A 25,314-nucleotide genomic window follows, 5' to 3' on the forward strand; every position below is an offset into this window, starting at 1 on the left:
GACTTAATTAAACGCAATGTCGGGGAAAGCAAAAACATACAAACAGATAACTAAGTATGGGCATTCATACCCTATACTAAAGTCCATGCTACTTTAGTGTTGCTTTTAACTTTTAGTATTAATGATTTGCGTGTTTTATATGCGCTTTATCGCCAATGATTGAAAATCACAATTTTGTTAGAAAAGGATGTTGCTAGTATCAAGCTGACATTGAAAAAAGCCCCAATGAGCTTTTAATCTCATTGGGGCTTAATATGGGGTGTTTAACAATTGATATCTAAAAGGCTCAGTGAGGCTTAAAGGTGCTCGCCACTTCCATAATTTGCTCTCGCATCCACATATGAGCATAATCATGATCAGCACTGACATGCCAATATAAAAAATATTCTACTGGCGGTAAATCAAAAGGTACTTCATAAATAGCTAGGTCGTAGTGCTTGGCCAAATGGAATGGCAAACACGCAATCAAATCGGTCTTAACAATGGTACTAGGCACGGTTAAAAAGTGCTGACCGCGCATAACTTCTTTCCGGCGCTTACCCATTTTATCCAGTGCAATATCGATAGGGCCTGCTCCCGACTTTCTTTGAGATACGTTGATATGGCCTAAGCGCAAAAACGTTTCTAAATCTAGGCCGTTCTTAAGCGCCGGATGATTTTTTCTCGCTAATACCACAAACCTGTCTTGAGCAATTTTATCTTTGCACAAGTGGGGGTCGGTAAAGGTAGACGCATCGGCAAAAAAATCTAATGTGCCGCTTGCCATTGCTGACACCACCTGGCTTCGGGGTATTTCATAATTGGTTATACCGATATTAGGTGCTAAATTTTGAAGGCGAGACACTAGACGGGGCATGATACTCGCTTCTAACAAGTCTCGACTCGCAAAATTAAATGATTTTTCAGCCGTAAGCGGGTCGAAAGTGTGGCTTTCTTGCACACTTTTTCGCAATAGAGCGAGTGCTTGTCTAGCTGGAACGATGATATTTTGCGCCACGGGCGTTGGCGTCATGCTGTGGCCTGTGCGCACGAATAAGGGATCGTTTAACATCTCTCTTAATCTTGCTAATGAGTTACTCACGGCAGGTTGCGTTATACAGAGGACATCGGCTGCTTTTGTTAAGCTGCCAGCTGTGTATATCGCATCGAACACAGCAAAAAGGTTCAAGTCGACTCTATTGAGATTCATAAGTAATCCTTCAGTGGGGCGAGTGCCCTGAAAAAGCCAATAGATAAAACGGTAGCTATGATGACGTAATTAAATGTCACAATTATGTTCACAGCAACCACTAATTGTTTACGAGAGTGTAACAAGAATATTTATAAATACCTATTATTAAAAGTTAATTGAAACATTCATCTTAGTAATAGTAGTTTAGTAACATTACAAATAGGACAGGATACAAACCAATGAAAACACTCATCGATTTATCAGTAGGTGATACATTTGAACAGTCAGAATGGCTTGTCGTGTCACAAGACATGATAACTCAGTTTGCCAATGCCACTGGCGACCACCAATGGATCCATCTAGATGAAGCACGCTGCGCTAAAGAAAGCCCATTTAAAACGACGATTGCCCACGGCTTTCTATCTGCATCCTTAATGCCTAATGCATTTTCACAAGTTGTAGGGCACAGCGATAAAATTGCTTCAACCATAAACTATGGCATGGATAAGCTACGTTTCTTAGAGCCTGTGAGACGTGATGATGCTATTCGATATCAATTTAAAGTCACTGATATTTCAGATAAACCTCAAGGGAAATTGTACAAGGTCGAAGCTAGCTGTATGCTAAAATCAAGCGGGAAACCCGCACTGGTAGGGACTTTTTTAATGCTTGCTGTATTGGCCTAACGCCAACCTTTACGTTTATTCAAAGCTCGTTTTGAGGGTAGGGCGACGAGCATTCGAGTATATCAGCCGGTACTGTACGCCCATGTACATGATACACAGACGTACAGTCCCGACTTAGCTTTTTTGTTAGTCCATTGATGTTTGAACTAATACGCTTATCTGTACTAGCTTATGATGCGTCGTCAGCGGCATCTTCAATGGCGTCGCCAGCACTTTCAATATCTTCTCCAGCGCCTTCAACCGTGGCACAGCCACCAATGCTTGCACCCATTACTAGTGCAAAAAACGCAGTTCTTAAAATCTTTGACTCTATTAACTTATTCATAGTGTATCTCCGTTTTATGATTTGAATAGTCATTCTATCCATTAGTTGTCGCACATCAGTGTTCACTGAATTTCTTCTTTGTCCTTGAGCATAGTGTCAAGGTTATCGCTCCCTTTTGAATTAAAATCCAAAGTACGAATTGGAAACGGAATTAGAATATCGTTTTCTTCCAGAACGGTTTTAACCGTACATACTGCATCGTGGCGTACGCCCATAAAGCCATGTTCACCGGGGTAGCTTATCCAAAACCACAGCACTAAATTAATACTAGAGTCGCCAAAGGATTCGGCATATACCGCAGTTTCATCTTTAATGATGACGTACTCTTTATCTTTCATCGCCTCGACAATGACCTTGACTGCTTTTTCAATATCATCGGCATAGGATATGCCAACAGGAACTTCTAATCGCCTTTTTCCAAGAGTGGAGTAATTAGTAAGAATATTTCTAAACAAAATCTTGTTCGGTATAACTTCTACCTGACCGTAAAATGTTTCTACCAATGTATTGCGCAAGTTAATACTTTTTACGTTACCAAATACGCCTTCTGCTTTTATTACATCACCAATTTCAAACGGCTTGCGGATGCCCATTGCAACACCGGCGATAAAGTTCTCTGTCATATCTTGAAACGCAAAACCGATGGCTAGACCAATAATACCTGCGCCAGCCAATAGCGATGTTACCGTGCCCTTTAAACCCACGAAATCAAGAGCAATAAAAATACCGGCTATCAAAACAAGCGATTTAACAATAGATGTTAATAACCCCGCTATCTGGCGAGATTCAAACGTACGACGCATCACAGTACCGGCGATATTTCCTACAACCCTTGCTATAAAGCCAAATGCGATAGCAATGAGTAGTGCAACCACTATGTTAGGGAGGATAGTTATTGCGCTTTCCATCCAAGTTTCTAACTTTCCGGTGAGCAATTTATACACGTCGTCGATGCGAGGTATTTCCATAAGCGTGTTGTTTTCTTCTATTTGAAATTAATGGAGAGGAGGTAACAAGAACCGTTCCGCTTTTTCAAATCTTTTAAGGTTATGAATTTGTTGAGGTTTATATTTCATCCATAACAAGGGGGTTGCAGGTTGTGAACTAATTTCACGCCTTATCCGCAATTTCTACTCATTATTATCGATACTCATCGCAAAACTTATTCTAAAGTATATCTGGTCAGACCATGTGTAAAATTAATGTAAACATATTATTCACAATAAATTTACAAAATTAGGAATCAGGCATAGTATCAATTTGAGGACATAGGTTGTTTATGCCCTTATAAAAATAACAGAAAATCGAATAGCAGGTCGCTAGCGGAACGCGAGATTATATTTGCCGGTAGTGAAACGCCCAGATTTGGAATCACACTATGAAATTGAATACGCGTAAAACTGCAGTTGCTGCTTATGTTGGCGCTGCATTACTTTGCTCTCCCATGATCGCAACAGCCCAAGAAACTGACACCGAAAATGAGAAAGAAGCAAAACGGGAGGTTGAACTTATTCTTGTTACCGGTAGTTTCGTTCGTCGCAGCGAAAACTTTGAATCTCCTTCTCCTCTAGCAGTGGTAGACAGCGTCGCAATCGACTCGATTGGTGCAAAAAATATCGCAGATATCACACAAACACTTACTATTAATTCAGGCGCCGAGAATAACCCGGACGCATTCACTCAGAATGCGACGGCGGGAACCTCAAACATTAATTTAAGAGGTTTGGGTGTTGCCTCAACTTTGGTTATGCTCAACAGTCGACGTCAAGTGGTCAACTCTCAACAAACTAATGAAGGTTTAAACTTCGTTGATACAAGCTCTTTAGTACCGATGATAGCTATCGATCGTGTTGAAATTATTAAAGATGGTGCGTCTGCTCTTTACGGTTCAGATGCTGTTGCCGGTGTAGTCAACTTCATAACAAAACGTAATTATGAGGGGGCTAAGATTACAGCAGATTATCAAGATGGTGCGCATGGAGATAATTCTGAGTATGTACTGCAAGGATTGTGGGGGGCCAGCTCTGATAATGGAAATGTGATGGCTGCTGTAAGTTATACAAGTCGCGACCCATTGTTCTTGTCAGACAGACGTCTTTCTCGTCCACAAGACGATAGTAGTAATCTAGGTAATCCAGGTTCGTATTTTGGCGTTCCCGGAATTCCTCCAGGCGTTCCCGTTATTGATCCTACTGGTTGTGCAGAATTTGGTGGTAATGCAAATATTGCAGCGACCGTTCCTTATCCTGGTTTCGGCTCGCTTGATTTAGGAACTTGCCAATATGACTTTGGTCCCGGTTATTCTTACGTTCCCGAAGAGAGTCGTCTAAATATATTCGTGAAATCTGATTACGAATTGTCAGACACCCTCATGTGGGCCACGGAATTTGGAATGGCTCGTAATCGTGCTGAACGTGGTGGAGCACCAAGTTTTCCAAATTTACGCGGGCCTGTAGTGCCAGCTACTCATCCGGATAATCCGTTTGGTACAGCGGTCCAGTTTTTAGGACGAGCGGAAGGTAATGGTTTTGATGCAGATCCTGCAAACACGGAATCAGAAACATTTCGATTTAATACTAGCCTTAAAGGTGAGCTGGACAACGGCTTCTGGGAAATTAGTTACACCAACGCAAAAAATGAGTTTTTATTTAGCGTTGAAGATGTATTAAACACGGAGTTCAATCTAGCATTATCGGGTTTCGGTGGAGCAAATTGTGATCCAAGCAGCCCATCTTCAGTCCCAGGTCAAGGATCTTGTGAATACTTCAATCCTTTCGCTACGTCATTTACTACCTCACCAAATTCGCAATACGTTATAGACTCGTTTTCAGCGGATCAAGTCATTGATTCTGAGTCAAAACTGCAAGTGTTGGAAGGTTTCGCTTCATTCGATGTTTTTGAAATGGGCGGCGGATTTGCTGGTCTTGCCGTTGGAATGCAGTACCGTGAAGAAGAGCTAAGCCAAGACTATGATCAATTATCAAATCAGGACAGCTTTTCATTTGTTATTGGTAACCCTGATTTCAGTGGTGAATTGGATGTTTGGGCGGCCTTCGCTGAAATGGCCTTGCCTGTAAATGATCAATTAGATATTCAATTGGCCCTGCGTTATGAAGATTATGGCGGTAGTATTGGCGATACTATAGATCCTAAAGTTGCATTCAATTATCGGTTTTCTGATGACCTCTCGTTAAGGGGATCTATTTCTACCTCATTTAGAGCACCATCAATATTTATGCGGAACGGCGGTGCAACAAGCTTACAACAGTTGACAGACTCAGTGGTACAAGGTAACGCATTCGCGGCGGTTCGCACCTTAGGTAATGAAGATCTCACACCAGAAGAATCTACGGCGTACAATTTTGGCGTGTCCTTTGAACCTTTCAAAGACTTATCGATAGAGTTAGATTACTGGAATTTTGAGTTTGAAGATTTGATTATTCAGGAAAGTGCACAGGCTCTTTTAGACCTTAACCCTACCGACACGTCACGCATAGTGCGTGCGGGTGACCCATTGACGGGTCCAGTTTTGCAAGTTAACAATACTTTTGTGAATGCGAGTTCTTTAGAAACAAACGGAATTGACTTTGTAACAAGCTACAAAATTGAATCTGAATTGGGTACTTTTGTACCAAATTTATCAGCGACTTACGTGCTGGGCTATGACTTGGATGACCCGCAAGCAGGCCAAATTGATGGTGTTGGTCGAAGAAACTTTACGAATATTGGAGTATCTTCACCAGAGTTGCGAGCAAACCTTGGCTTAACTTGGAGGAAAGAAGCTTACAGCGCCAATCTATTCGTGCGTTACACAAGCAGCTACGATGATGACCAAAACTGCGCGGACGGAACTATAATATCACAGGGCTGCGGCAATGCTGGTCTGAAAGAGATTGAAAGTCACGTAACTTTTGATGCTCAATTTAATGTAGACCTCAGTGCCCTGATTGACACTCAAACTTCTTACCTACTAACAGTGGGGGGCATTAATTTAACTGATGAAAATCCTCCTCAGGTTTTCACAAACAGTGGTTTCGATTCTAAGGTTCACGATCCAAGAGGTCGTCAAATATATGCGAGGCTTGCTGTTGAGTTTTAATAGTTAGCTTTTTATATAAAAATAGCAAAGCCGGCTTCGATGCCGGCTTTTTTGTAAACATTTTACACCACTGATACTTGAAACTCGGCATGTCAATATTAGCGGTTACTTGTCAATTTAACGCTGAGTTCTTTAGAGTATCTAAAACAATAGGAGATAGTGCAATGACAACAAAACTAGATGACGCCGCCATTGAGTCAAAATTAATCACACTCAACGAATTGGTCGTTGATGGTGACAAATGGTTGAGAGACGGTGATGCAATAACAAAGACGTTTTCATTTAAAAGTTTTATTCGAGCGTTTGGCTGGATGTCACAAATTGCTATTTGGGCAGAAAAGCTTAAGCATCATCCCGAATGGTTTAATGTTTATAACAAAGTGGAAGTAAAATTAACCACTCATGATGTTGATGGATTGAGTGATCTCGACTTTTCACTGGCTGAAAAAATGGAAAAGTTTAAATAGATAGAGACGTAAAAGCGGGTAAAGCACATTATTTTGTATTATGTTTGCACACATTGTTCAATAAACCTGCGAACAGTCAGAAAAATGCAATATTTTGATGTTAGACGCTTGTGTTAGAAAAGTCCCTATGTATAATACGCTCCACGTTGAGGCGAGGAAGAAAAGCCAAGCAATCTCAACCGATATCTTCTGGCGCGGGATGGAGCAGTCTGGTAGCTCGTCGGGCTCATAACCCGAAGGTCGTAGGTTCAAATCCTGCTCCCGCAACCACTGAAAATATACCAGAATTTTTAAAATGTGAATATCACATTTTACCGTACAGACGCGGGATGGAGCAGTCTGGTAGCTCGTCGGGCTCATAACCCGAAGGTCGTAGGTTCAAATCCTGCTCCCGCAACCACATTTAAAAGCCTCAGCATTTGTTGGGGCTTTTTTGTATTTGAAACACTGTAATATCTCCTGAATTAGCATTCTTTACTAACCGCCATAAAACACCATCAGTCTCAATAAACTGTGCTGCTTCTGCAATGTAACCAAAGCATAGGGGCTTAGCCTTGCTCGTTACTATTATTTATTAACCATACTATAATTTATTAACTATGTTTCATTTGCGCAGATGAGGCTCTACTCTATATTTACGGTTAACTATTTAAATCACGTCTAAACCATCGAAGAAGTTCAAGAAACGCTCTATTTGAAATATCAATTAGTCTAGTTTTCATTAATACGCGTCGCTAGAATTATATTGTGTGCTAATTTGCGCACGTATTGGCTGCAATTTTTTGGTTTTATTGTTTAATGACTCTCTTAGAACTTTTCACTTTTGACACAAATGCCTCTTTTCTTGAGGGTTCCTATAACTTTCCTCTCATACTTCTATCTCTGCTTATCGCGGTCTTTGCGTCTTTCATGGCTTTTAATGTAGCCAATCAGGCATCTGTAACTAAACATAAAGTAAGAAAAAGTGTTCTGCTCATCACTGGAAGCTTTGCCTTAGGAGGCGGCGTTTGGTCCATGCATTTCCTAGGTATGCTAGCTTTGGAGCTTTGTACACCAGTAAGTTACTACATCTCAGAAACAATGCTGTCTGCTTTACCCGGAGTAGCGGCTTCTTGGGTTGCACTACACCTATTAACAAAGAGGAAAGTGTCTGTTTCTGAAATTGTGCAAGGCGGAGTTTTGATGGGGTCTGGCATTGGTTGTATGCATTACATTGGCATGGCTGCGATGGATATGGCGCCGTTGTTACGTTACGACCTGCCTATGTTTCTTTTATCTGTTGCTGTTGCAGTCGTTTTGGCCGTGCTCTCTCTATGGATAAAGTTTGGCATCAAGGTTGGCGCCAAATCAAAACGAGCGCTCACTCGGCACATTATTTTGGCCAGTGTTGTTATGGGGTTTGCGATTGCGGGTATGCATTACACTGGTATGGCTGCAGCACGGTTTGTACTCCCACCTGGGTTTGAGCTTACTTCTCAGCCACCGAATATCACAGCATATTTGGCTGTCGCAACCGCGGTAGTGACTACTGTGCTCATTGCATCGGCGTTAGGCGTGAGTCTATTGTTTAAATATCGAGATACAATGACGCGAGCTATTAAAAGTGAGCGAGTGCAGCGTGCTCTCACTAATACTGCTGTAGATGCCATTATTACCTTTGGTGATGACGGTATAATCCGCACCGCCAATCCTGCCGCTGGCGATGTCTATGGTTACACGGTTTCTGAACTCGTTGGCATGCATGCCAATGAGCTGGTTGTGCCGGAACGTCGACATCTTTACGGTCCAGATTTTTACAAAAAGACCTCCTTTGAAGAAGAACGGACAATTGGCAGAGGGCTTGAAGCCGAGGTCGTTAGGAAAGGTGGAGAGAGGATCCCGGTAAGAGCGGGGATTGGCCATACCCGAATTAATGGGAGAGGCATCTTTGTTTCGTTTGCTTCAGACATGAGAAAGCGAAAAGCGATAGAAAACAAATTAAGAGAGAGTGAGGCTAAATTTAGAAGTTTAATCGCCAACATACCCGGTATGGCCTATCGCAAGCTGGCGAATGCAAAACAGGAGATGACTTTTCTAAGCGACGCGGTAAAAGAGTTAACGGGTTATGAGTCGGATGATTTTACGCTACCTGACCCCAAGCGATGTTTCGCTTCTCTATATCATCCAGACGATAGTGAATACATTAAAGAAAAGTCAGCAGGCGAGGGGACTTTCATTCTTGAGTATCGAATAATTACGAAAGATGGTGAGGTCAAATGGGTTATTGAGCAGGGAGCAATCGTTAACAATGAGCATGGCGAAGCAGAATATATTGATGGCTTTATTTCAGATATAACGCCAAGAAAAAATATGGAGAATGCGCTTAAAGCTGCTCGAGACAAAGCGCAGGAGGCCGCTGCCGCCAGAGCGGCTTTCCTTGCTAACATGAGCCATGAAATTCGTACGCCCATGAATGCCATAATCGGTTTTAGTGACCTGATGTTAATTGAGGCTACAAGCCAAGACCAGAAGGGGCATCTTACTACTATTAATCGCTCTGCTCGGTCTCTGTTGCATTTACTCAACGACATTCTTGATAGTGCCAAACTCGATAAAGGAAAGCTCGATATTGAGCTCAGAGAGTTTTCTTTACGAGAGGAGCTAGACTTGGTTATTTCCACGTTTTGGTTAGAAGCGAAGCGAAAACACGTTGACTTGCGTTTATCGCTAAATGCCCAGCTAGTAGACACGTTTGTCGGTGCACCAGAGCGAATTAGGCAAGTGCTTAACAACCTCATTGGCAACGCAGTTAAATTTACCCACGAAGGTGAAGTCGTTGTTTCAGTGTATCAGCACAGTGACGATATTTACTTTGAAGTGGCCGATACCGGCATTGGTATGACAAAAGAACAAGTAGAGCGAGTGTTCGACCCTTTTTCTCAAGCAGATGCCTCAATGAGCAGAAAATATGGAGGTACTGGACTTGGCACAACAATCTCAAAACAGCTTGTTGAGTTAATGGGAGGTTCGATATCCGTTTCTAGCGAGAAGAATAAAGGTTCATCTTTTACTTTTTCTTTGCCTCTTGAGCCTGTTGAAGCTCATGTAAAAACAAAATCTTCACGCACATCTCATTCGAATATCAGACGGTCTCTAAAAGTCTTAGTTGCCGATGATGTCCGACAAAATACTGAGCTTCTTACTTTGTTCCTTACCCGCGCTGGTCATGAGGTTACGTCAGCCGAAGACGGAGAAGAAGCGTTGAAAATGATGAAGGAGCAGGATTTCGATATTGTGCTTATGGACTTACAAATGCCTAAGTTAGACGGACTTAGCGCAGCAAAACAGCGTCGTCAATTCGAAAAGGACAACCAATTAGTCCATGTGCCTATGATAGCACTTACCGCTAGCGTACTCGTTGAGGATAGATTGGCGGCAAAACAAGCTGGCATGGAAGGATTTGCGAACAAACCTGTCGACTTTGCCGTACTAATGCAAGAGGTTGCGAGAGTTCTGGAGGAAGACACTAACGATGTACTTTCACTAGAATTTGATAAAGCAAAGTCGCCAGATGGAAAAGAGCTATTGGTAAGTAAAGGTATCTCTAGTCAAACTACGGGCGTGTCTCATAATCAAGACATTATTGATTTAGCACGAGCTACCTTAATGTGGGGTGACGAAAAGACGGTGCTCTTAGAGTTATCCAAATTTCTCAATCTTGCTCGCGATAAGTTAACTGCGCTTGGCCGCGCCGTGTCAAACAGTCACTCAAACGATGCAATTGCTGCTTTGCATACGTTAAAGGGAACCTCCGGAAATCTATGTCTAACTTCGTTCTATCGGCATGTTAAAACTATCGAGTCGCAAACACTTAAGCATCAGCAAATAGATAACCACCAATTAGCGTTGTTGAAGCACGATTTGGACGATATAGCTTCTTGCATAGCGACCTTAAATAATGCTGATAAAAATGTGCACACTTATTCTGAAGGCTCAAGCAGTAGCACTGGGGCAAATAGTCTTACGGGAAAAAGCACAGAGAGCATTTTGGCAGACAATGCAGTGTTGACTGAGCATCTTGTTAAATTAAAGCAAAGCCTGCTTCAAAACATGATAGATGAGAGTGAGTTAGTTTTTCTGCGTAACGAGGCCGCCTCTTCACACGAAGACGCGGTAGTTCAAATACTGTTCCATATTGATAACTTCGACTTCAAATCGGCGTTAAAATACGTCGATGAACTGCTTACAAATTTAGAATCATAGTAGAGGCTGACTATGCTTGAGACAAAAATAGCTAATCCGGTATTGTTACTTGTTGACGATGAGCCCGCAAATTTGCGAGTTCTCAAACAACTTCTTTCGCAGCAGTACCAGTTAGTGTTTGCTCGCGATGGGTATGAGGCGCTGGAAATAGCTTCAGTGCGTAAACCAGACCTTATCTTACTAGATGTAATGATGCCTGGAATGACAGGCTTTGAAGTGTGTGAGTCTCTTAAAAGCAATGAAGTCACAATGCACATTCCGGTTATTTTTGTAACAGCGCTAACTGAAGATATGGATGAAGCAAAAGGCTTCGAGGTGGGGGCTGTTGATTTTATTACCAAACCTATATCACCGGCGGTGGTTAAAGCGCGAGTAAAAACGCACTTAAGTCTAGTTCGCGCTGAAGCGCTTATGGAAAGTCGTCTGCACGTAGTTCAGCGGCTAGGACGCGCCGCTGAGTATAAAGATAATGAGACCGGAATGCATGTGATGCGTATGAGCCATTTTTCAAGAGAGTTGGCATTGGCGTATGGTTTATCTGAGGAGCAAGCCACGACGCTCCTTCACGCTGCCCCGATGCATGACATCGGAAAAATAGGTATTGCTGACAGTATTATGCTGAAACCAGGGAAGCTGACGGATGAGGAGTTTAAGGATATGCAGCGCCACCCTGAGATTGGCGCAGAAATAATTGGTGATTGCGGCGATTCTTTATTACTAAAGGTTGCCAAATCCGTCTCGATGACACACCACGAAAAATGGGATGGAACGGGCTACCCTAAAGGTTTGAAAGGGGAGGAGATTCCTATAGAAGGTCGCATCTGTGCACTTGCCGATGTTTTTGACGCGCTAACAAGTAAGCGGCCTTATAAAGAAGCATGGAGTATCGAAAAGGCGGTAGAATTTATTCAGAGTCAGAAAGGTAAACACTTTGAACCCAAGCTAGTAGATCTACTTGTGGCAATGCTGCCAAAGATAGTGGAAATTAAAGAGGCGTTTAAAGAAATAGAGTAAATTTTGTATCGCTGTTGCTTAATGCAGTACCTGTACGTATAATGCAGTGATTAAGTAATGAGAGCGGGCTCCCTCAAGTTTTTAGGAAAGTAACGCACTTATTAATAGCAAGCTATCACCTGACGGTGTTTTTACCCACATAGATGTCGCTTTCTAAACGCGATGGTATAGGGTTCAGAATTACAACAAAAAGCCCCGCTAGTCCGGGGCTTTTTGTTGTATTAAAACCTAGTGAAGTAACGTTTCTCTAGGTGATGACAGGTGGGCTTATGGCCCTTTTTTCGTTTTTGGAGGTTTGGATTGGCAAGACTTGAAGATAAACTAACCGAAATGCTAAATCCTGGTGTTGAAGCACTTGGATTTGAGTTGGTTGGTGTCGAGTTTGTACGTGCGGGGAAACATTCTATTCTTCGCGTTTTTATTGATCACGAGAATGGTATTTCCGTTGATAATTGTGCAGATGTTAGTCATCAAGTAAGCGCAATATTAGACGTAGAAGATCCGATCAGTACCGAATACAACTTGGAAGTGTCATCACCGGGAATGGATAGACCGCTTTTCAATGAAAAGCATTACAAGGCTTCTGTAGGTGAAGTGGTTCAAGTTCGTTTGTCTATGCCGATGGACGACAGACGTAATTTCAAAGGCGAAGTACTTTCTTGCGAAGACGGCATGGTAAGTATTGAAGTGGATGGCCAACAGTTCCAGTTAGCTGTGGCGAATATCGAAAAAGGTAACGTTGTTCCCACGTTCGATTAACGGAACAGCTCTGCTTTCATCGACGAAGGCAAAAGAGAGGCGAAAATGAATAAAGAAATTTTGTTAGTGGCGGAAGCCGTTTCAAATGAAAAACAAGTGCCTAGAGAAAAGATTTTTGAAGCGTTAGAGTTTGCGATTGCAAGCGCGACGAAAAAGAAAAATGAAGGCGAAATAGAAGTTCGTGTAAGTATCGACAGAACGTCTGGCGACTTTGACACATTCCGTCGCTGGTTAGTTACACCGGATGACCAAGAACAAGAAAACCCATACGCTGAAATTACAATTTCAGCAGCTCAGGTTGATGAGCCAGAGATAGAATTGGGTGACTATGTTGAAGAACAGATTGAATCCATCAAGTTCGACCGCATAACTACGCAGACGGCAAAACAAGTTATCGTACAAAAAGTTCGAGAAGCAGAACGCCAGCAAATGATTGCTGAGTATGAAGACAGAGTTGGCGAGTTAGTGACTGGTACGGTTAAGAAAGTTAACCGCGACAACATCATTATTGATTTAGGTAATAACGCAGAAGGTGTTATTTACCGCGACGATATGCTCCCAAGAGAGACATTCCGTCCAGGTGATAGAGTACGTGGTCTACTTTATGTTATTCGTCCAGAAGCCCGTGGTGCACAGCTATTTATTAGCCGTACTCACCCAGACATGCTGGTTGAATTATTCCGCCTTGAAGTACCAGAAATCGCGGAAGAGACATTAGAAATAAAATCTGCAGCACGGGATCCAGGTTCACGAGCAAAAATTGCCGTTAAAACTAACGACAAACGCTTAGACCCAGTAGGTGCGTGTGTTGGTATGCGTGGTTCACGCGTACAGGCAGTATCTGGAGAGCTAGGCGGTGAGCGTGTCGATATCGTATTGTGGGATGAGAATCCAGCGCAATTTGTTATCAACGCCATGGCGCCTGCAGAGGTAGCATCGATTGTTGTTGATGAAGATAACAACACGATGGACGTAGCAGTTGAAGCAGATAATCTTGCGCAAGCAATTGGTAGAAGCGGTCAAAACGTACGTCTAGCCAGCCAACTAAGTGGCTGGGAACTTAACGTGATGACGGTTGACGATCTCAACAAGAAGCACGAAGAAGAAAACGCGAAGGTACTAAACTTATTCACAGCTGGTCTTGATATTGATGAAGATTTTGCATCAGTACTAGTAGATGAAGGCTTTACCACTTTAGAAGAGGTAGCCTACGTTCCTGTAAGTGAACTTTTAGCGGTTGAAGGATTAGATGAAGATACCGTTGAAGAACTGCGTACAAGAGCGCGTGCCTTTCTAACTACGCGAGCACTAGCGGATGAAGAGTCCCTTGAAGGTGCAGAACCGACAGAAGCCTTATTAAATCTTGAAGGTATGAGTAAACACGTGGCTTATGTGTTGGCCAGCCGCGGTATTACCGACCTAGAAGAATTAGCAGAACAAGGCACCGATGATATCAATGATATCGATGAACTTAACGACGAAACTGCAGGTACATTAATAATGGCTGCTCGTAATATCGTTTGGTTCAGTGAAGAAGAGTAAGGTCAACAGGGGGATAATTACGTAATGGCAGATGTATCTATAGAAAAGCTCGCCAGCGACATTGGTACGACCGTTGACCGATTGGTTGGCCAATTTAAAGACGCGGGTATTGTAAAGAATGCCGGCGGTCAAGTTAACGAAGAAGAGAAACAAAAACTGTTGGATCATTTAAGTAAGCAACACGGTAGCTCAGCAGAGCCCACGCGCATGACATTAAAGCGCAAGACGACCAGTACACTAAGCGTTGGAAAGTCGAAAGAAGTAAAAGTTGAAGTACGCAAAAAACGTACTTACGTTAAACGTACTGACGTTGAAGAAGAAGCGAAGCGTCAGGAAGAAGAGCGTATTAAGCGCGAAGCTGAAGAAAAAGCGGCAGCAGAAGCTAAGCAAGCAGCCCAAGAAAAAGCACGTAAAGCAGCAGAAGCGAAGAAAGCGGCTGACGAAGAGCGTGCCCGCCGTGCAGAGCAAGCTAAGAAAGACGCTGAAGCGCGCAAGAAAAACGAGCCGGAGCTTTCTGAAGCTGAAAAAGCGAAGCAAGAAGAAGCCCGCCAAGAAGAAGAACGTTTACGTAAGGCTCAAGAAGAAGAGTCTCAGAAGAAGCTTGAAGAAGATGCCAAAAAGGCAGCTGAAGAAGCGCGTAAACTAGCTGAAGAAAATGAACGTCGCTGGAAAGAAGAAGAAGAGCGCCGTAAAAAAGCGGAAGCTGAAGAAGTTCACTTGCACTCAAATCGCTATGCTCAAGAAGCAGAAGACGAAGAAGACATGCAGGTTGAGCGTTCATCACGCCGTCGTCGCAAGTCGAAAAAACATGCTGGTGAACACCTTAAGCAAGGCTTTAACAAGCCTGCACAACCTGTAGAGCGAGTAGTTAAACTTGGCGCTACTATCACGGTTGGTGAATTAGCAAGCAAGTTAGCGATTAAGTCTAATGAAGTTATCAAAGCCATGATGAAAATGGGTGAGATGGCAACCATTAACCAAGTGCTTGACCAAGACACAGCCGTTTTAGTGGTTGAAGAAATGGGTCATAAGTTTGAGTTAGTGAACGACAATGCGCTAGAAGATGAATTACTCGCTGAAGGCATGGACGGTGTTAAAACAACTCGTGCTCCAGTAGTAACTATCATGGGTCACGTGGACCATGGTAAGACATCACTACTCGATTTCATTCGTCGCGCTAAAGTAGCAGACGGAGAAGCCGGTGGTATTACTCAGCATATCGGTGCCTACAAAGTAGAAACTGATAACGGCGAGATTACTTTCCTAGATACACCGGGACACGCGGCATTTACCGCAATGCGTGCACGTGGTGCAACGGCGACTGATATTGTTATCTTGGTTGTTGCTGCCGATGATGGTGTTATGCCACAAACTAAAGAAGCGGTTCAGCATGCTAAAGCGGCTGGCGTTCCTTTGATTGTTGCTGTAAACAAAATGGATAAAGAGTCTGCGGACCCTGATCGCGTTAAGAGCGAGCTACTTCAACTTGAAGTTATTCCAGAAGAATACGGCGGTGAGCACCAGTTCTGTAACGTATCAGCGAAAACTGGTATGGGTGTTGAAGAGTTACTAGAAGCTATCGTACTTCAAGCTGAATTGCTTGACTTAAAAGCGGTACCTGAAGGTCCATGTCGCGGTATCGTTATTGAATCACGTCTTGATAAAGGCCGTGGTCCTGTAGCGTCTGTATTGGTTCAAGAAGGACAACTTCGCCCGGGTGACATCCTGTTATGTGGTGAAGAGTATGGTCGTGTTCGTGCAATGCGCGATGAAAATGCACAAGAGATGAAGTTTGCTGGTCCATCAACGCCTGTTGAAGTACTTGGTTTATCTGGTGTACCGGTTGCCGGTGAAGATGCGGCAGTGGTGCAAGATGAGCGTAAAGCTCGTGAAGTAGCTGCGAAGCGTCATCAGAAGAAACGTGAGCTTAAATTAGCACGTCAGCAAAAAGCGAAACTTGAAAACATGTTTGCGAACATGGCATCAGGCGACGTGAGCGAATTGAACATCGTACTTAAAGCCGATGTGCAGGGCTCTGTTGAAGCGATTGCTGAATCACTCACTAAACTTTCTACATCAGAAGTAAAAGTTAACATCGTTGGTAGCGGTGTGGGTGGAATTACTGAAACTGACGCTACACTTGCAGCGGCATCTGGTGCAATTGTTGTTGGCTTTAACGTTCGTGCCGACGCATCTGCGCGTAAAGTGCTTGAAGCGGAAGAAATTGATTTGCGCTACTACAGCGTAATCTACAGCCTGATCGACGAAGTGAAAGCGGCCATGAGCGGTATGCTTGCACCTGAGTTCAAACAAGAAATTATTGGTTTGGCTGAAGTGCGTGACGTATTCAAATCGCCTAAGCTTGGAGCGATTGCAGGTTGTATGGTTACCGAAGGTAACATTAAACGCAGTAACCCAATCCGTGTACTTCGTGAAAACGTTGTTATATACGAAGGCGAACTAGAGTCGCTACGTCGCTTTAAAGACGACGTGCAAGAGGTTCGTAACGGTATGGAATGTGGTATCGGCGTGAAGAACTACAACGATGTGAAAGTAGGTGACCAAATTGAGGTCTTCGAAATCGTTGAGGTTAAGCGCGAAATTTAATTGCCTGTTTTAATTGGCATTTAAAAAGCGGGGGCCGAGTGCTCCCGCTTTTGTCTATACGCTTATTATAAATAGGGTAAGGAGTTTACAATGGCTCGTGAATTTTCACGTACCGATAGGGTCGCTCAGCAAGTTCATAAAGAAGTAGCGAGTATCCTTCAAAACGAATACAAGCACAGAGTAGGCGACATGCCGCTAATCACTGTGTCTGAAGTTGAGGTATCACGAGATTTAGCACACGCGAAAATCTACGTCACTATCTACAACAGCACTGAAGAAGAAGGCAAAGTGCAGCTTAAGCAGCTTAAAGAGCTTAAAGGCTTTGTTCGCAGCATACTAGCGAAGCGTTTACGCATGCGTTCGGTACCTGATCTTCATTTCTTCGAAGACCGGTCGATTATTGAAGGTATGCGTATCTCAAACTTGGTGTCTCAAACCATTGCTTCTGATGAGTCAAAGCGCGACCTTGATGACGAACAAGAGTCGGAGTAAATGGCAAGACGACGTAAAGGCCGTGATATTAACGGCATAGTACTACTTGATAAGCCGCTTGGCGGGTCATCTAACCAGCTGCTTCAAAAGGTTCGATGGTTGTATAAGGCTGTAAAGGCTGGACACACAGGTGCACTAGACCCTTTAGCCAGCGGCATGTTGCCATTGTGTTTAGGTGAGGCAACTAAGTTTTCTCAGTTCTTGCTCGATGCCGAAAAGACCTATGAAGTTACCGCTCAATTAGGTGTTCGTACCACCACTTCAGATGCTGATGGCGAAGTAGTTGAAGAGAAGCCCGTTGATGTTACTGATGCACAGGTTAACGAAGCTTGTCTGGCATTTTTAGGTAAAAGCAAGCAGATACCCTCTATGTTTTCCGCGCTCAAACATCAAGGCAAGCCTTTGTATTTCTACGCCCGTCAAGGTATTGAAATAGAGAGAGAGCCTCGCGATATTGAGGTTTTTGAGCTTGATGTTTTGCGCATCGAATTGCCTTACGTGGATATGCGAATAAAGTGCAGCAAAGGAACTTACATACGCTCAATTGTTGACGACTTAGGTCAAAATCTAGGTTGTGGCGCCTATGTAACACGTTTGCATCGCACTGAAGTTGCAGATTATCCAACGGATAAAATGGTGTCATTAGATATCCTTACCAGCACGCAAGAATCACTCGATGAGGGTGAATTTGGCGCATTAGATGCCTTTCTTATCCCCATGGATACAGCTGTAAGTCGCTTGTCTCGTGTTACTATTAATGATGAAGAACGCAGTCGCTTCGACCATGGTCAAAGTGTTAAGGGTGTCTGCGAAGCAGAACTTATCGCTGGTGTTTCCTACCGTGTTTATCATCAGCAGGCAGACGATTTGTTGTTTTTAGGCGTAGGTGAGGGGGTAAAAGACCCGCGAGATCAGGGACAGCCCAAAAACGAAATCTTCGTTAATCCAAAACGACGGGTGGTATATCCTTCTTAAAAGATAGTAGCGAAGAAATAATAAAAAGAAAGTGCCTTTGTGGCTTGCTAACTGGGCAAGCGTCATTATAATACGCGCTTCATTCCGTTCTGCTGAATTAGTGATCGGCGGAACATAATTTAGGAGAATGTTATGTCACTAACTAAAGAACAAACTGCAAAAATCATTGCTGAGTACGGCGTTAAAGAAGGCGACACTGGTTCACCAGAAGTTCAAGTAGCTTTGCTTACTCACAACATCAACAAGCTTCAAGGTCACTTTGCTGATCATAAGAAAGATCACCATTCACGTCGTGGTCTTCTTCGTATGGTTAGCCAGCGTCGTAAGCTACTAGATTACCTTAAAGGCAAGAACGCTCAGCGTTACCTTGACCTTATCAAGCGTCTAGGCCTTCGTCGATAAGACTTGGGTTATACAAAAAAAGCGTCCATTGGACGCTTTTTTTGTGCCTTGAATCTAGTGCTATCTTTTTACTGCTATCTTAGTTGGGGTTTACAGACGTTTTATAACTGTTTTATGAGCACGTTTACACGTGCTTTCACGATTACCGGTGAGCACTCTTCTTTAAAACACCTACACCGTCTCACTTTTCTTGCGATGTCTTAGTTGAGTGTTTTACCGCATTATTCAAAGTAGCTAGTTCCCGAGTGGTGAGTTCTCGCCATTGTCCTGGACGAAGGTTACTTAACGCTAAATGCATAATTCTTGTGCGCTTTAACTTAGTCACTTCATACCCTAAAAATTCACACATTCTACGAATCTGCCTGTTAAGGCCCTGGGTTAAAATAATAGTAAATTTATTTCTGCCTGTTTGCTTAACTGTACATGGCTTGGTCACCGTCCCTAAAATAGGTACGCCGCGGGACATTTTAGTTAAAAACCTCTCACTTACTGGTTGATCTACCGTGACTTCGTACTCTTTGTCGTGGGCGTTCTCTGCACGCAATATTTTGTTTACGATGTCACCATCGCTAGTTAAGATAATAAGTCCCTCTGAAGGCTTGTCGAGGCGTCCTACGGGAAAAATTCGCTCTTTGTGACCAATGGCATCAATAATATTGCCTTTCACATGATGCTCTGTGGTACAGGTGATCCCAATGGGCTTATTATAAACAAGATAGACGCGATCTGATTTGTCCTTGGCAACAGCGCCAATACGCTTTTTATCAACTTCCACAGTGTCGTTAGGGCCTACTTTAGTGCCTAACTCTGGTATTTTGCCGTTAATGGTAACGCGATTTTGCTCAATAAGTTTATCGGCCTCACGGCGAGAGCATAATCCGGTATCACTAATGTATTTATTCAAGCGTTTAAGCGTCTGCTCGCTCATTGAACACGGTTTCCTCTGTTGTTAAGGGCTGTGTGTTGGTAAGTCACCACGACTCGTTAAATAGAAAATAGCGGCTGCAACACGAATAAAGGGGCAGTGAGCCCCTTTATTCATACCGTGTTGGTACATCGCTTTGCTTTTTAGCCGGCATTTGGCGATGCAGCAGGGCTTGCTCCTGCTGCAGGGGCACCGTTTGAATTACTCGCGCTTGTACCTGATACCACCTTGGTAGCAATTTCCCTAATTTCGTTTTCTAAGCTGTTCAGTCTGCCAGATAAGGTTGCGTTGCGCTTTTCAAGCACTGATAGGGTGTCAGCTAAGTTTTTAACGTCTTGTTGTGTACCTGCCTTGTCATCCGCAGTTTGCTCAAGACGAACGTTCACTGCCAAAAGCTCATCAGCGACTGAGGCTAGCTGATTTTTCAACGAGCCCATGGTTGCTGATTGTGCATCTACATCTTCAGACACCGCATTTATGTCTTTATTTGCGGCACTTTGAACCTTACTGACGCGCTCACCTAAATCTGCAATTTCTTTTTGGTTTCTGCGCCATGCAGAAGCCCAAAGCTTATCCATTTGTTCCCATAATTCACTGGTTTTATCATTCAGTTCATTGACTTTTACTTGCAGAGCAACGGTCGATTCGCCCATTTCTTCACCAGTAGCAGAGAGTTTATTTTCCAGTAACATGATGCGCTCTTCTGCTCGCTCAGCAATGGCTTTTTGCTGTTCAAGTAATGTGAATAAATAATAACAACCACCGCACGCAGATAGGGCAATAAGGGCAATCAACGCTACCCAAATACCGTTACCACCGGATGATGATGAGGTGCTTGTTGCTGGAGAGGGCGAGGAAGTGCTACCAGGTGACGTTTGGCGCTTGGTTTGATAATCGCGACGGTCTTCGTCATCTAACCTAATAGTTGGAAATTCATCATTTTTTGAGTTGTTAGGCATAATATCGTTACATTCTCATTCTGGTTGTTTCTTCACCGATTAAACCTTACTTTACAAAGCCTAAGGCACAGGTTTACCGCAAGAAACGCTAATTCTTTGCTCACTACATCATGGTATCGCTTATTTTAATTAAATGCCACGGCTTATCAGTTTAACGCCTTCGCACGAGGAGATAGTAAAAAGGCGAACACTTCACGCTGTTGTGTTCGCCTTTGAAGGGTGTTTAATCGCCCATCCACTCAACTCGGTAAAGGTCGCGACGCCTATCTAAATAATTTCTCACCGAACCTTCGTTTTGCAGTTTAGTCAGCTTGTCTAAATCTAAATCAACAATGAGCGTCATTTCTGTGTTTGGCGTTGTTTCAGACACAATAGCATCGTGAGGGAAAGCAAAGTCACTAGGTGAAAATACCGCAGTTTGTCCGTATTGAATATCAACGTTGTCTACTTTCGGTAAGTTACCTACGCTGCCAGCAATCGCCACATAGCACTCATTTTCAATGGCTCTTGCTTGCGCACAGCGTCTAACGCGTAAGTAGCCATTTTTTGTGTCTGTCCAAAACGGTACGAAGAGAATTTGCATTTCCTGATCTGCAAGAATGCGCGCCAGCTCTGGAAACTCAACGTCGTAACAAATAAGCACGCCTATTTTGCCGAAGTCGGTATCAAAGGTTTTCAGGCTATTTCCGCCTTTCATGATCCAGTCTTCTTTTTCATGAGGGGTAGGGTGCAGCTTATACTGACTTTCTATGGTGCCATCACGCTTACAGATATAGCTTACGTTATAAAGCAAATCATCTTCTACCACAGGCATAGAACCCGCAATAATAGTGATGTTATAAGACACGGCTAAATGAGACACCGACGTAAGGATTTCATCGGTATAGGTAGCAAGGTGCCATATTGCGTCTATGGACGACTCTGTCGGACATAGCCCCATAAGAGGTGCATTGAAAAACTCAGGGAACAGAGCGACATCACAGGAGTAATCTGACAACGCATCGACAAAGTATTCAACCTGCTGTAAAAGCTCTTCTACGTTGTTGAAGTAGCGCATCTGCCATTGAATACAGCCTATCCTGGCACTCAGTTTTCGACTTGCAATTAACGACGGTGTGCCTGGCTCGTAATAAATATTATGCCATTGTAAAAGCGTGGCATACCCTTGTGACGCCTCATCTTCGGGGAGGTAGGCAGTCATTACTTGCTTTACTTCAAACCCATTTGACAATTGAAAGGTAAGGATAGGATCGTAAATATCCTTCAGTTTTACTTGCTCAATGTATTCATATGGGGTCAATTCCTGGGCATGGTTGCGATAATTGGGAATTCGACCACCGGCCATAATCGACTTCAGATTAAGATTTCGGCACAACTCTTTTCTTGCTTCGTACAACCTTCTGCCAAGTCTTAGCCCTCTGTATTCAGGGCTAACGATAACTTCAACGCCGTAAAGTACATCACCATTTGGATCGTGAGTAGTAAGGTAGGCATCGCCAGTGATTTCATCGTAGCTATGTTTGTCACCAAATTGATCATAATCAACAATGACTGATATAGCGAAAGCAACCACTTTGCCCTTATCTTCTATACAAATTTGACCATCAGAAAACGTGGTTACTTGTGCTTTGTAATTTGAATAGGGCCACGCGCCGCCAACATTGGCATAAACCTTATCCATAAGATCTTTGACATCGTTGTAGTCATCTAATCGTAAATTTCGTAAGTCGAGGTGATGCTCTGTCTCTTCTATCTGTGTTTGATCTTGACTCATTAACAACTCTCTTTTGCGTTACGTCTAGGCAGGGCCGTTCAAAGTGTGTTTACATTCAATCATACATTTAATTAAAAATAAGCAAAAACCATGCTTTTTATTGAGCGATAAGAAATTTTGTGGATCACAACAAAAAAAAAGCGGCTCGTAAGCAGTGATATATGTTGTGAATAAGGCTGATTAGCTCTATAACGCTGACAAATCATTTTTCGAATACATCATGCAAAGTCTTAACGTTACTCACCTTACCAATGTTAACCCTCTTCCTGTTTTTGATGAGGCCCTTTTCGAGTCAATCGTTAACGACTTAGTGAAGCAAGGGTTTAGTGTTCAGCACCGCGCGCTGCCTAGTTTTATTACTGGCGCATTGCTGTCCTGTCAGCGGGCTATGGCGGACAGTGAATATCAAAAAGCCGGTATTGGTAGAGCATCAAATTTTCAGCATGTAGATGCTATACGCACAGACGATATCAGCTGGATTACTGGCAATACGGTGGAAGGGGAAATCTGGCTATCGTGGTGTGAAGCTCTTAAAACCTATATTAATAAAACGCTGTTTATGGGACTGTTTTCATTTGAGAGTCACTTTGCTTGTTACGATGTAGGAGCATATTACAAACGCCACGTAGACGCCTTCATAGGGCAAAGTAACAGGGCGCTCTCACTGGTAGCCTATCTTAATGAGCAATGGCAAGAAAGTGATGGCGGTGAACTTGTTTTGTATACAAGTGAAGACGATGCGACGGGTTTTACAGTGCGACCAGAAAAGGGGACGTTTGTAATTTTTTTAAGTGAACAATTTCCCCATGAAGTCAAAACGTCAAACCGTCAGCGTCATTCAGTGGCGGGGTGGTTTAGAGTAAATGGTAGTATTAATGGACAAATAGACCCACCAAGATAACCATGACTAGCGCAATATGGGAGGTAAGTGCTAATATCTGTCCAGATGCAATACTATGCATACTTGTCCACAGCGTTGTTATTTCGTTACTGTAAGTCTTTTGCCCAAATTGAGGCACTTATAATCAACGCTGTGTTACTTAAGGAAAAGACGTAAGAAGTGGTTGTGAAATGTTGGAAAAAATCCCTGATCCCGTACCAAGAGAAGACCTTCATGTATTGGTTATTGATAATCAAGGATTAGTGCACGATGTAGTGGCCTCAGCACTGCACGAAGTTGGGATAAAGCATGTAAGTAGCGCTTTTAATGCCTTTCATGCGAAACGCTTATGCGAAACCAGACAGTTTGATTTTGTTTTACTTGCCTTTAATGTCAGTCACGATAAGGATGGCTTTCACTTATTTGAAGAGTTGAAACACCTTAATTATATCAACGATACCACCACGGTTATTTTCTTAAGCGCTGAAACGTCTACAGAGCTGGTAAACTGCATTGTCGAGCTGCAGCCCCATGATTTCTGGGTAAAACCATTACAGCGAACAAAAATAGTTTCTCGTCTTCAGTATCTTCTTCATATTCGATACAAACTGCATAAAATGCTGCACTGCATGCAAAATGGCGATTATTCCACGGCCATGTATTACGCAGAGCGACAATTAAAAGACAGCTCGTTAATAGAATATCACCCGAGAATAAAGCGCTTAATTGGCGATTGTCTGCTGCAATTGCGAGACTTTGAAACCGCTGAGAATTACTTTCGAGAGCTGCTGCAAAGTATGGATCACGCCTGGGTACACATTGGGCTCACGCGCGCGCTACTTCGACAAGACGAGCTAGAAGAGGCTCAACTAATTGTAGATGATTTGCTACAGCGGCCTGACACCCGCTTTCTTACGTTCGATTTACTCGCTCAGTATTTTATTGAAAAAGAGCAGTTCGATATTGCCTACGAACAAATGAAAGAGGCGAGTCGACTTGCACCGAGAAACATCGAACGAAATAAACGCTTATGGGATTTAGCACGGTTAAATCACGACAAGATTGGCCAGCTATCTGCTGTACAAAATATGGCGAAATTTGCTAAAAACTCTATTCATGACTCACCTCAGCTTTCTTTGAATGTAATACGCTCTACCATCGATTTAGCCACTAGCCTTGGCGGCACTGATGCTGAAAAGTATATTCAACGTGCGCAACACGACCTTGATAATGTCGCGCAGCAAAAAGGGGTACGCGCTGAACTGGGCGAGCAAGTGAACGTTATTAAAGCCAGAGTGCTTTGTCTAAAAGATGACAAGAAAGGCGCTGAGCAAGTGATGAAGCAAAGCTCAGCGAATACGGATGGTCTGTCTATGGAAGACAGTCTGGATAAGATGAAAGCTTTTCACGAGCTGGGTATGCGTGAGCACTGCATTAGTATTTTGGAAAAACTTCGAAAGCAAATTGAGGGCGATACGTTCACATCGCAAGTGGTAGATGAATATCTTAAGCAAGAGTCTATAGAACGAAACGAAATTCAATTTACGCCTAAAGAGCTCAAGCACATGGCGACGGTGAACTACAAAGAAAATCGCCTTGGTCCTGCTTACAACAACCTTCGACAGGCGCTAACAATTTCTCCCACTGACAAGCAAGTAGCCTTAAGCTTACTTAAAATTCTTACTAATATTCATGTGAGCGAAGACTTAACTGAAGATCAAATTTCGTCAGCTAAGGCAGCGGCAAAGGTATTGGTAGAGGGCAAGCTTTCTCCTACTCAAGCTGAAAAGCGAGATATATACATTCAGCAGTTAGGGCTTGAAGTTAATGAGGTGCATGCGTCAGACTTTATTGGCGTTTTGTCACAAGAGGTCAGCGCTTTGAACTCAAGCGCTTCAAACAGCAGCGCTTTAAACAGAAACAATAAGGACGGCGCTAAGGAAGGCGAAGCATCGTAACGAAAAGAGGCAGCTAAACGCTGCCTCTTTTTGTTGT

19 protein-coding genes and 2 tRNA genes are annotated in these 25,314 nt (G+C 43.2%); 15 read left to right on the top strand and 6 right to left on the bottom strand.

The window, feature by feature from the left end:
- Positions 1–286: 286 nt before the first annotated feature.
- Positions 287–1,189, bottom strand: a complete 903-nt coding sequence (locus V7R39_RS05990) for a LysR family transcriptional regulator (protein WP_163107125.1) — start codon at positions 1,187–1,189, stop codon at positions 287–289.
- 221 nt (positions 1,190–1,410) lie between these two features.
- Between V7R39_RS05990 and V7R39_RS05995 the strand changes: the two genes are divergently transcribed.
- The gene (locus tag V7R39_RS05995) at positions 1,411–1,857 is read left to right on the top strand and encodes a MaoC/PaaZ C-terminal domain-containing protein (RefSeq protein WP_032096575.1); all 447 of its coding nucleotides are present in this window, start codon (positions 1,411–1,413) and stop codon (positions 1,855–1,857) included.
- Positions 1,858–2,026: 169 nt separating this feature from the next.
- Here V7R39_RS05995 and V7R39_RS06000 read toward each other — a convergent pair whose 3' ends face one another.
- Together V7R39_RS06000 and V7R39_RS06005 are read right to left on the bottom strand one after the other, a co-directional pair.
- On the bottom strand, positions 2,027–2,182 hold the full coding sequence (locus V7R39_RS06000; RefSeq protein WP_081926709.1) for an entericidin A/B family lipoprotein: 156 nt from the start codon (positions 2,180–2,182) through the stop codon (positions 2,027–2,029).
- Between the two features lie 62 nt (positions 2,183–2,244).
- A complete protein-coding gene (locus V7R39_RS06005; RefSeq protein ID WP_334029301.1) occupies positions 2,245–3,150 on the bottom strand; it encodes a mechanosensitive ion channel family protein in 906 nt (301 codons plus the stop codon).
- A 410-nt stretch (positions 3,151–3,560) separates the two neighbouring features.
- On the opposite strand from V7R39_RS06005, the gene V7R39_RS06010 reads away from it, so the two are divergent.
- The 12 genes from V7R39_RS06010 to rpsO all read left to right on the top strand — a co-directional run bounded on the left by V7R39_RS06010 (position 3,561) and on the right by rpsO (position 18,781).
- Complete coding sequence (locus tag V7R39_RS06010; protein ID WP_334029304.1) at positions 3,561–6,281, top strand: TonB-dependent receptor plug domain-containing protein; 2,721 nt, start codon at positions 3,561–3,563, stop codon at positions 6,279–6,281.
- A 164-nt stretch (positions 6,282–6,445) separates the two neighbouring features.
- Positions 6,446–6,748, top strand: a complete 303-nt coding sequence (locus V7R39_RS06015; RefSeq protein WP_334029306.1) for a 4a-hydroxytetrahydrobiopterin dehydratase — start codon at positions 6,446–6,448, stop codon at positions 6,746–6,748.
- A gap of 193 nt (positions 6,749–6,941) precedes the next feature.
- Positions 6,942–7,018: transfer RNA gene (locus V7R39_RS06020), tRNA-Met, on the top strand.
- A 53-nt stretch (positions 7,019–7,071) separates the two neighbouring features.
- Positions 7,072–7,148, top strand: a tRNA-Met gene (locus V7R39_RS06025).
- 509 nt (positions 7,149–7,657) lie between these two features.
- On the top strand, positions 7,658–10,990 hold the full coding sequence (locus V7R39_RS06030; RefSeq protein WP_334029308.1) for an MHYT domain-containing protein: 3,333 nt from the start codon (positions 7,658–7,660) through the stop codon (positions 10,988–10,990).
- A 12-nt stretch (positions 10,991–11,002) separates the two neighbouring features.
- Positions 11,003–12,004 (top strand): response regulator, encoded by a 1,002-nt coding sequence (locus V7R39_RS06035; RefSeq protein WP_334029310.1) that lies wholly within the window; start codon positions 11,003–11,005, stop codon positions 12,002–12,004.
- A 300-nt stretch (positions 12,005–12,304) separates the two neighbouring features.
- Complete coding sequence (gene rimP / locus V7R39_RS06040; protein WP_163107119.1) at positions 12,305–12,763, top strand: ribosome maturation factor RimP; 459 nt, start codon at positions 12,305–12,307, stop codon at positions 12,761–12,763.
- A gap of 45 nt (positions 12,764–12,808) precedes the next feature.
- Positions 12,809–14,305 carry a transcription termination factor NusA gene (gene nusA, locus V7R39_RS06045; RefSeq protein WP_334029313.1) on the top strand — a complete coding sequence of 499 codons (1,497 nt, stop codon included), beginning with the start codon at positions 12,809–12,811 and terminating at the stop codon, positions 14,303–14,305.
- Between the two features lie 24 nt (positions 14,306–14,329).
- Positions 14,330–16,912, top strand: a complete 2,583-nt coding sequence (infB, locus tag V7R39_RS06050; RefSeq protein WP_334029316.1) for a translation initiation factor IF-2 — start codon at positions 14,330–14,332, stop codon at positions 16,910–16,912.
- A gap of 90 nt (positions 16,913–17,002) precedes the next feature.
- Positions 17,003–17,404, top strand: a complete 402-nt coding sequence (gene rbfA / locus V7R39_RS06055) for a 30S ribosome-binding factor RbfA (RefSeq protein ID WP_032096569.1) — start codon at positions 17,003–17,005, stop codon at positions 17,402–17,404.
- Positions 17,405–18,379, top strand: a complete 975-nt coding sequence (truB, locus tag V7R39_RS06060; RefSeq protein WP_334029319.1) for a tRNA pseudouridine(55) synthase TruB — start codon at positions 17,405–17,407, stop codon at positions 18,377–18,379.
- Between the two features lie 132 nt (positions 18,380–18,511).
- Entirely contained in the window at positions 18,512–18,781 is a 270-nt protein-coding gene (gene rpsO, locus V7R39_RS06065; protein WP_032096567.1) for a 30S ribosomal protein S15, read from the top strand.
- A gap of 181 nt (positions 18,782–18,962) precedes the next feature.
- Here rpsO and rluF read toward each other — a convergent pair whose 3' ends face one another.
- From rluF to V7R39_RS06080, 3 genes are all read right to left on the bottom strand, one after another.
- The gene (gene rluF, locus V7R39_RS06070) at positions 18,963–19,709 is read right to left on the bottom strand and encodes a 23S rRNA pseudouridine(2604) synthase RluF (protein ID WP_334029322.1); all 747 of its coding nucleotides are present in this window, start codon (positions 19,707–19,709) and stop codon (positions 18,963–18,965) included.
- A 140-nt stretch (positions 19,710–19,849) separates the two neighbouring features.
- Positions 19,850–20,665 carry a hypothetical protein gene (locus V7R39_RS06075; RefSeq protein WP_334029325.1) on the bottom strand — a complete coding sequence of 272 codons (816 nt, stop codon included), beginning with the start codon at positions 20,663–20,665 and terminating at the stop codon, positions 19,850–19,852.
- Positions 20,666–20,888: 223 nt separating this feature from the next.
- A complete protein-coding gene (locus V7R39_RS06080; protein ID WP_334029328.1) occupies positions 20,889–22,439 on the bottom strand; it encodes a bifunctional GNAT family N-acetyltransferase/carbon-nitrogen hydrolase family protein in 1,551 nt (516 codons plus the stop codon).
- 220 nt (positions 22,440–22,659) lie between these two features.
- Between V7R39_RS06080 and V7R39_RS06085 the strand changes: the two genes are divergently transcribed.
- Both V7R39_RS06085 and V7R39_RS06090 read left to right on the top strand, forming a co-directional pair.
- Positions 22,660–23,340 (top strand): 2OG-Fe(II) oxygenase, encoded by a 681-nt coding sequence (locus tag V7R39_RS06085; RefSeq protein ID WP_334029331.1) that lies wholly within the window; start codon positions 22,660–22,662, stop codon positions 23,338–23,340.
- Positions 23,341–23,510: 170 nt separating this feature from the next.
- Positions 23,511–25,277, top strand: a complete 1,767-nt coding sequence (locus tag V7R39_RS06090) for a response regulator (RefSeq protein WP_334029333.1) — start codon at positions 23,511–23,513, stop codon at positions 25,275–25,277.
- Positions 25,278–25,314: the final 37 nt, after the last annotated feature.

Source organism: Alteromonas sp. P256 (assembly GCF_036864455.1).
Lineage (GTDB): Bacteria > Pseudomonadota > Gammaproteobacteria > Enterobacterales > Alteromonadaceae > Alteromonas.

Bases quoted from the DNA above. Each gene is read 5' to 3' on its own strand.
- V7R39_RS05990 (WP_163107125.1), bottom strand. From the start codon at position 1,189: ATGAATCTCAATAGAGTCGACTTGAACCTTTTTGCTGTGTTCGATGCG.
- V7R39_RS05995 (WP_032096575.1), top strand. From the start codon at position 1,411: ATGAAAACACTCATCGATTTATCAGTAGGTGATACATTTGAACAGTCA.
- V7R39_RS06000 (WP_081926709.1), bottom strand. From the start codon at position 2,182: ATGAATAAGTTAATAGAGTCAAAGATTTTAAGAACTGCGTTTTTTGCA.
- V7R39_RS06005 (WP_334029301.1), bottom strand. From the start codon at position 3,150: ATGGAAATACCTCGCATCGACGACGTGTATAAATTGCTCACCGGAAAG.
- V7R39_RS06010 (WP_334029304.1), top strand. From the start codon at position 3,561: ATGAAATTGAATACGCGTAAAACTGCAGTTGCTGCTTATGTTGGCGCT.
- V7R39_RS06015 (WP_334029306.1), top strand. From the start codon at position 6,446: ATGACAACAAAACTAGATGACGCCGCCATTGAGTCAAAATTAATCACA.
- V7R39_RS06030 (WP_334029308.1), top strand. From the start codon at position 7,658: ATGGCTTTTAATGTAGCCAATCAGGCATCTGTAACTAAACATAAAGTA.
- V7R39_RS06035 (WP_334029310.1), top strand. From the start codon at position 11,003: ATGCTTGAGACAAAAATAGCTAATCCGGTATTGTTACTTGTTGACGAT.
- nusA (WP_334029313.1), top strand. From the start codon at position 12,809: ATGAATAAAGAAATTTTGTTAGTGGCGGAAGCCGTTTCAAATGAAAAA.
- infB (WP_334029316.1), top strand. From the start codon at position 14,330: ATGGCAGATGTATCTATAGAAAAGCTCGCCAGCGACATTGGTACGACC.
- rbfA (WP_032096569.1), top strand. From the start codon at position 17,003: ATGGCTCGTGAATTTTCACGTACCGATAGGGTCGCTCAGCAAGTTCAT.
- truB (WP_334029319.1), top strand. From the start codon at position 17,405: ATGGCAAGACGACGTAAAGGCCGTGATATTAACGGCATAGTACTACTT.
- rpsO (WP_032096567.1), top strand. From the start codon at position 18,512: ATGTCACTAACTAAAGAACAAACTGCAAAAATCATTGCTGAGTACGGC.
- rluF (WP_334029322.1), bottom strand. From the start codon at position 19,709: ATGAGCGAGCAGACGCTTAAACGCTTGAATAAATACATTAGTGATACC.
- V7R39_RS06075 (WP_334029325.1), bottom strand. From the start codon at position 20,665: ATGCCTAACAACTCAAAAAATGATGAATTTCCAACTATTAGGTTAGAT.
- V7R39_RS06080 (WP_334029328.1), bottom strand. From the start codon at position 22,439: ATGAGTCAAGATCAAACACAGATAGAAGAGACAGAGCATCACCTCGAC.
- V7R39_RS06085 (WP_334029331.1), top strand. From the start codon at position 22,660: ATGCAAAGTCTTAACGTTACTCACCTTACCAATGTTAACCCTCTTCCT.
- V7R39_RS06090 (WP_334029333.1), top strand. From the start codon at position 23,511: ATGTTGGAAAAAATCCCTGATCCCGTACCAAGAGAAGACCTTCATGTA.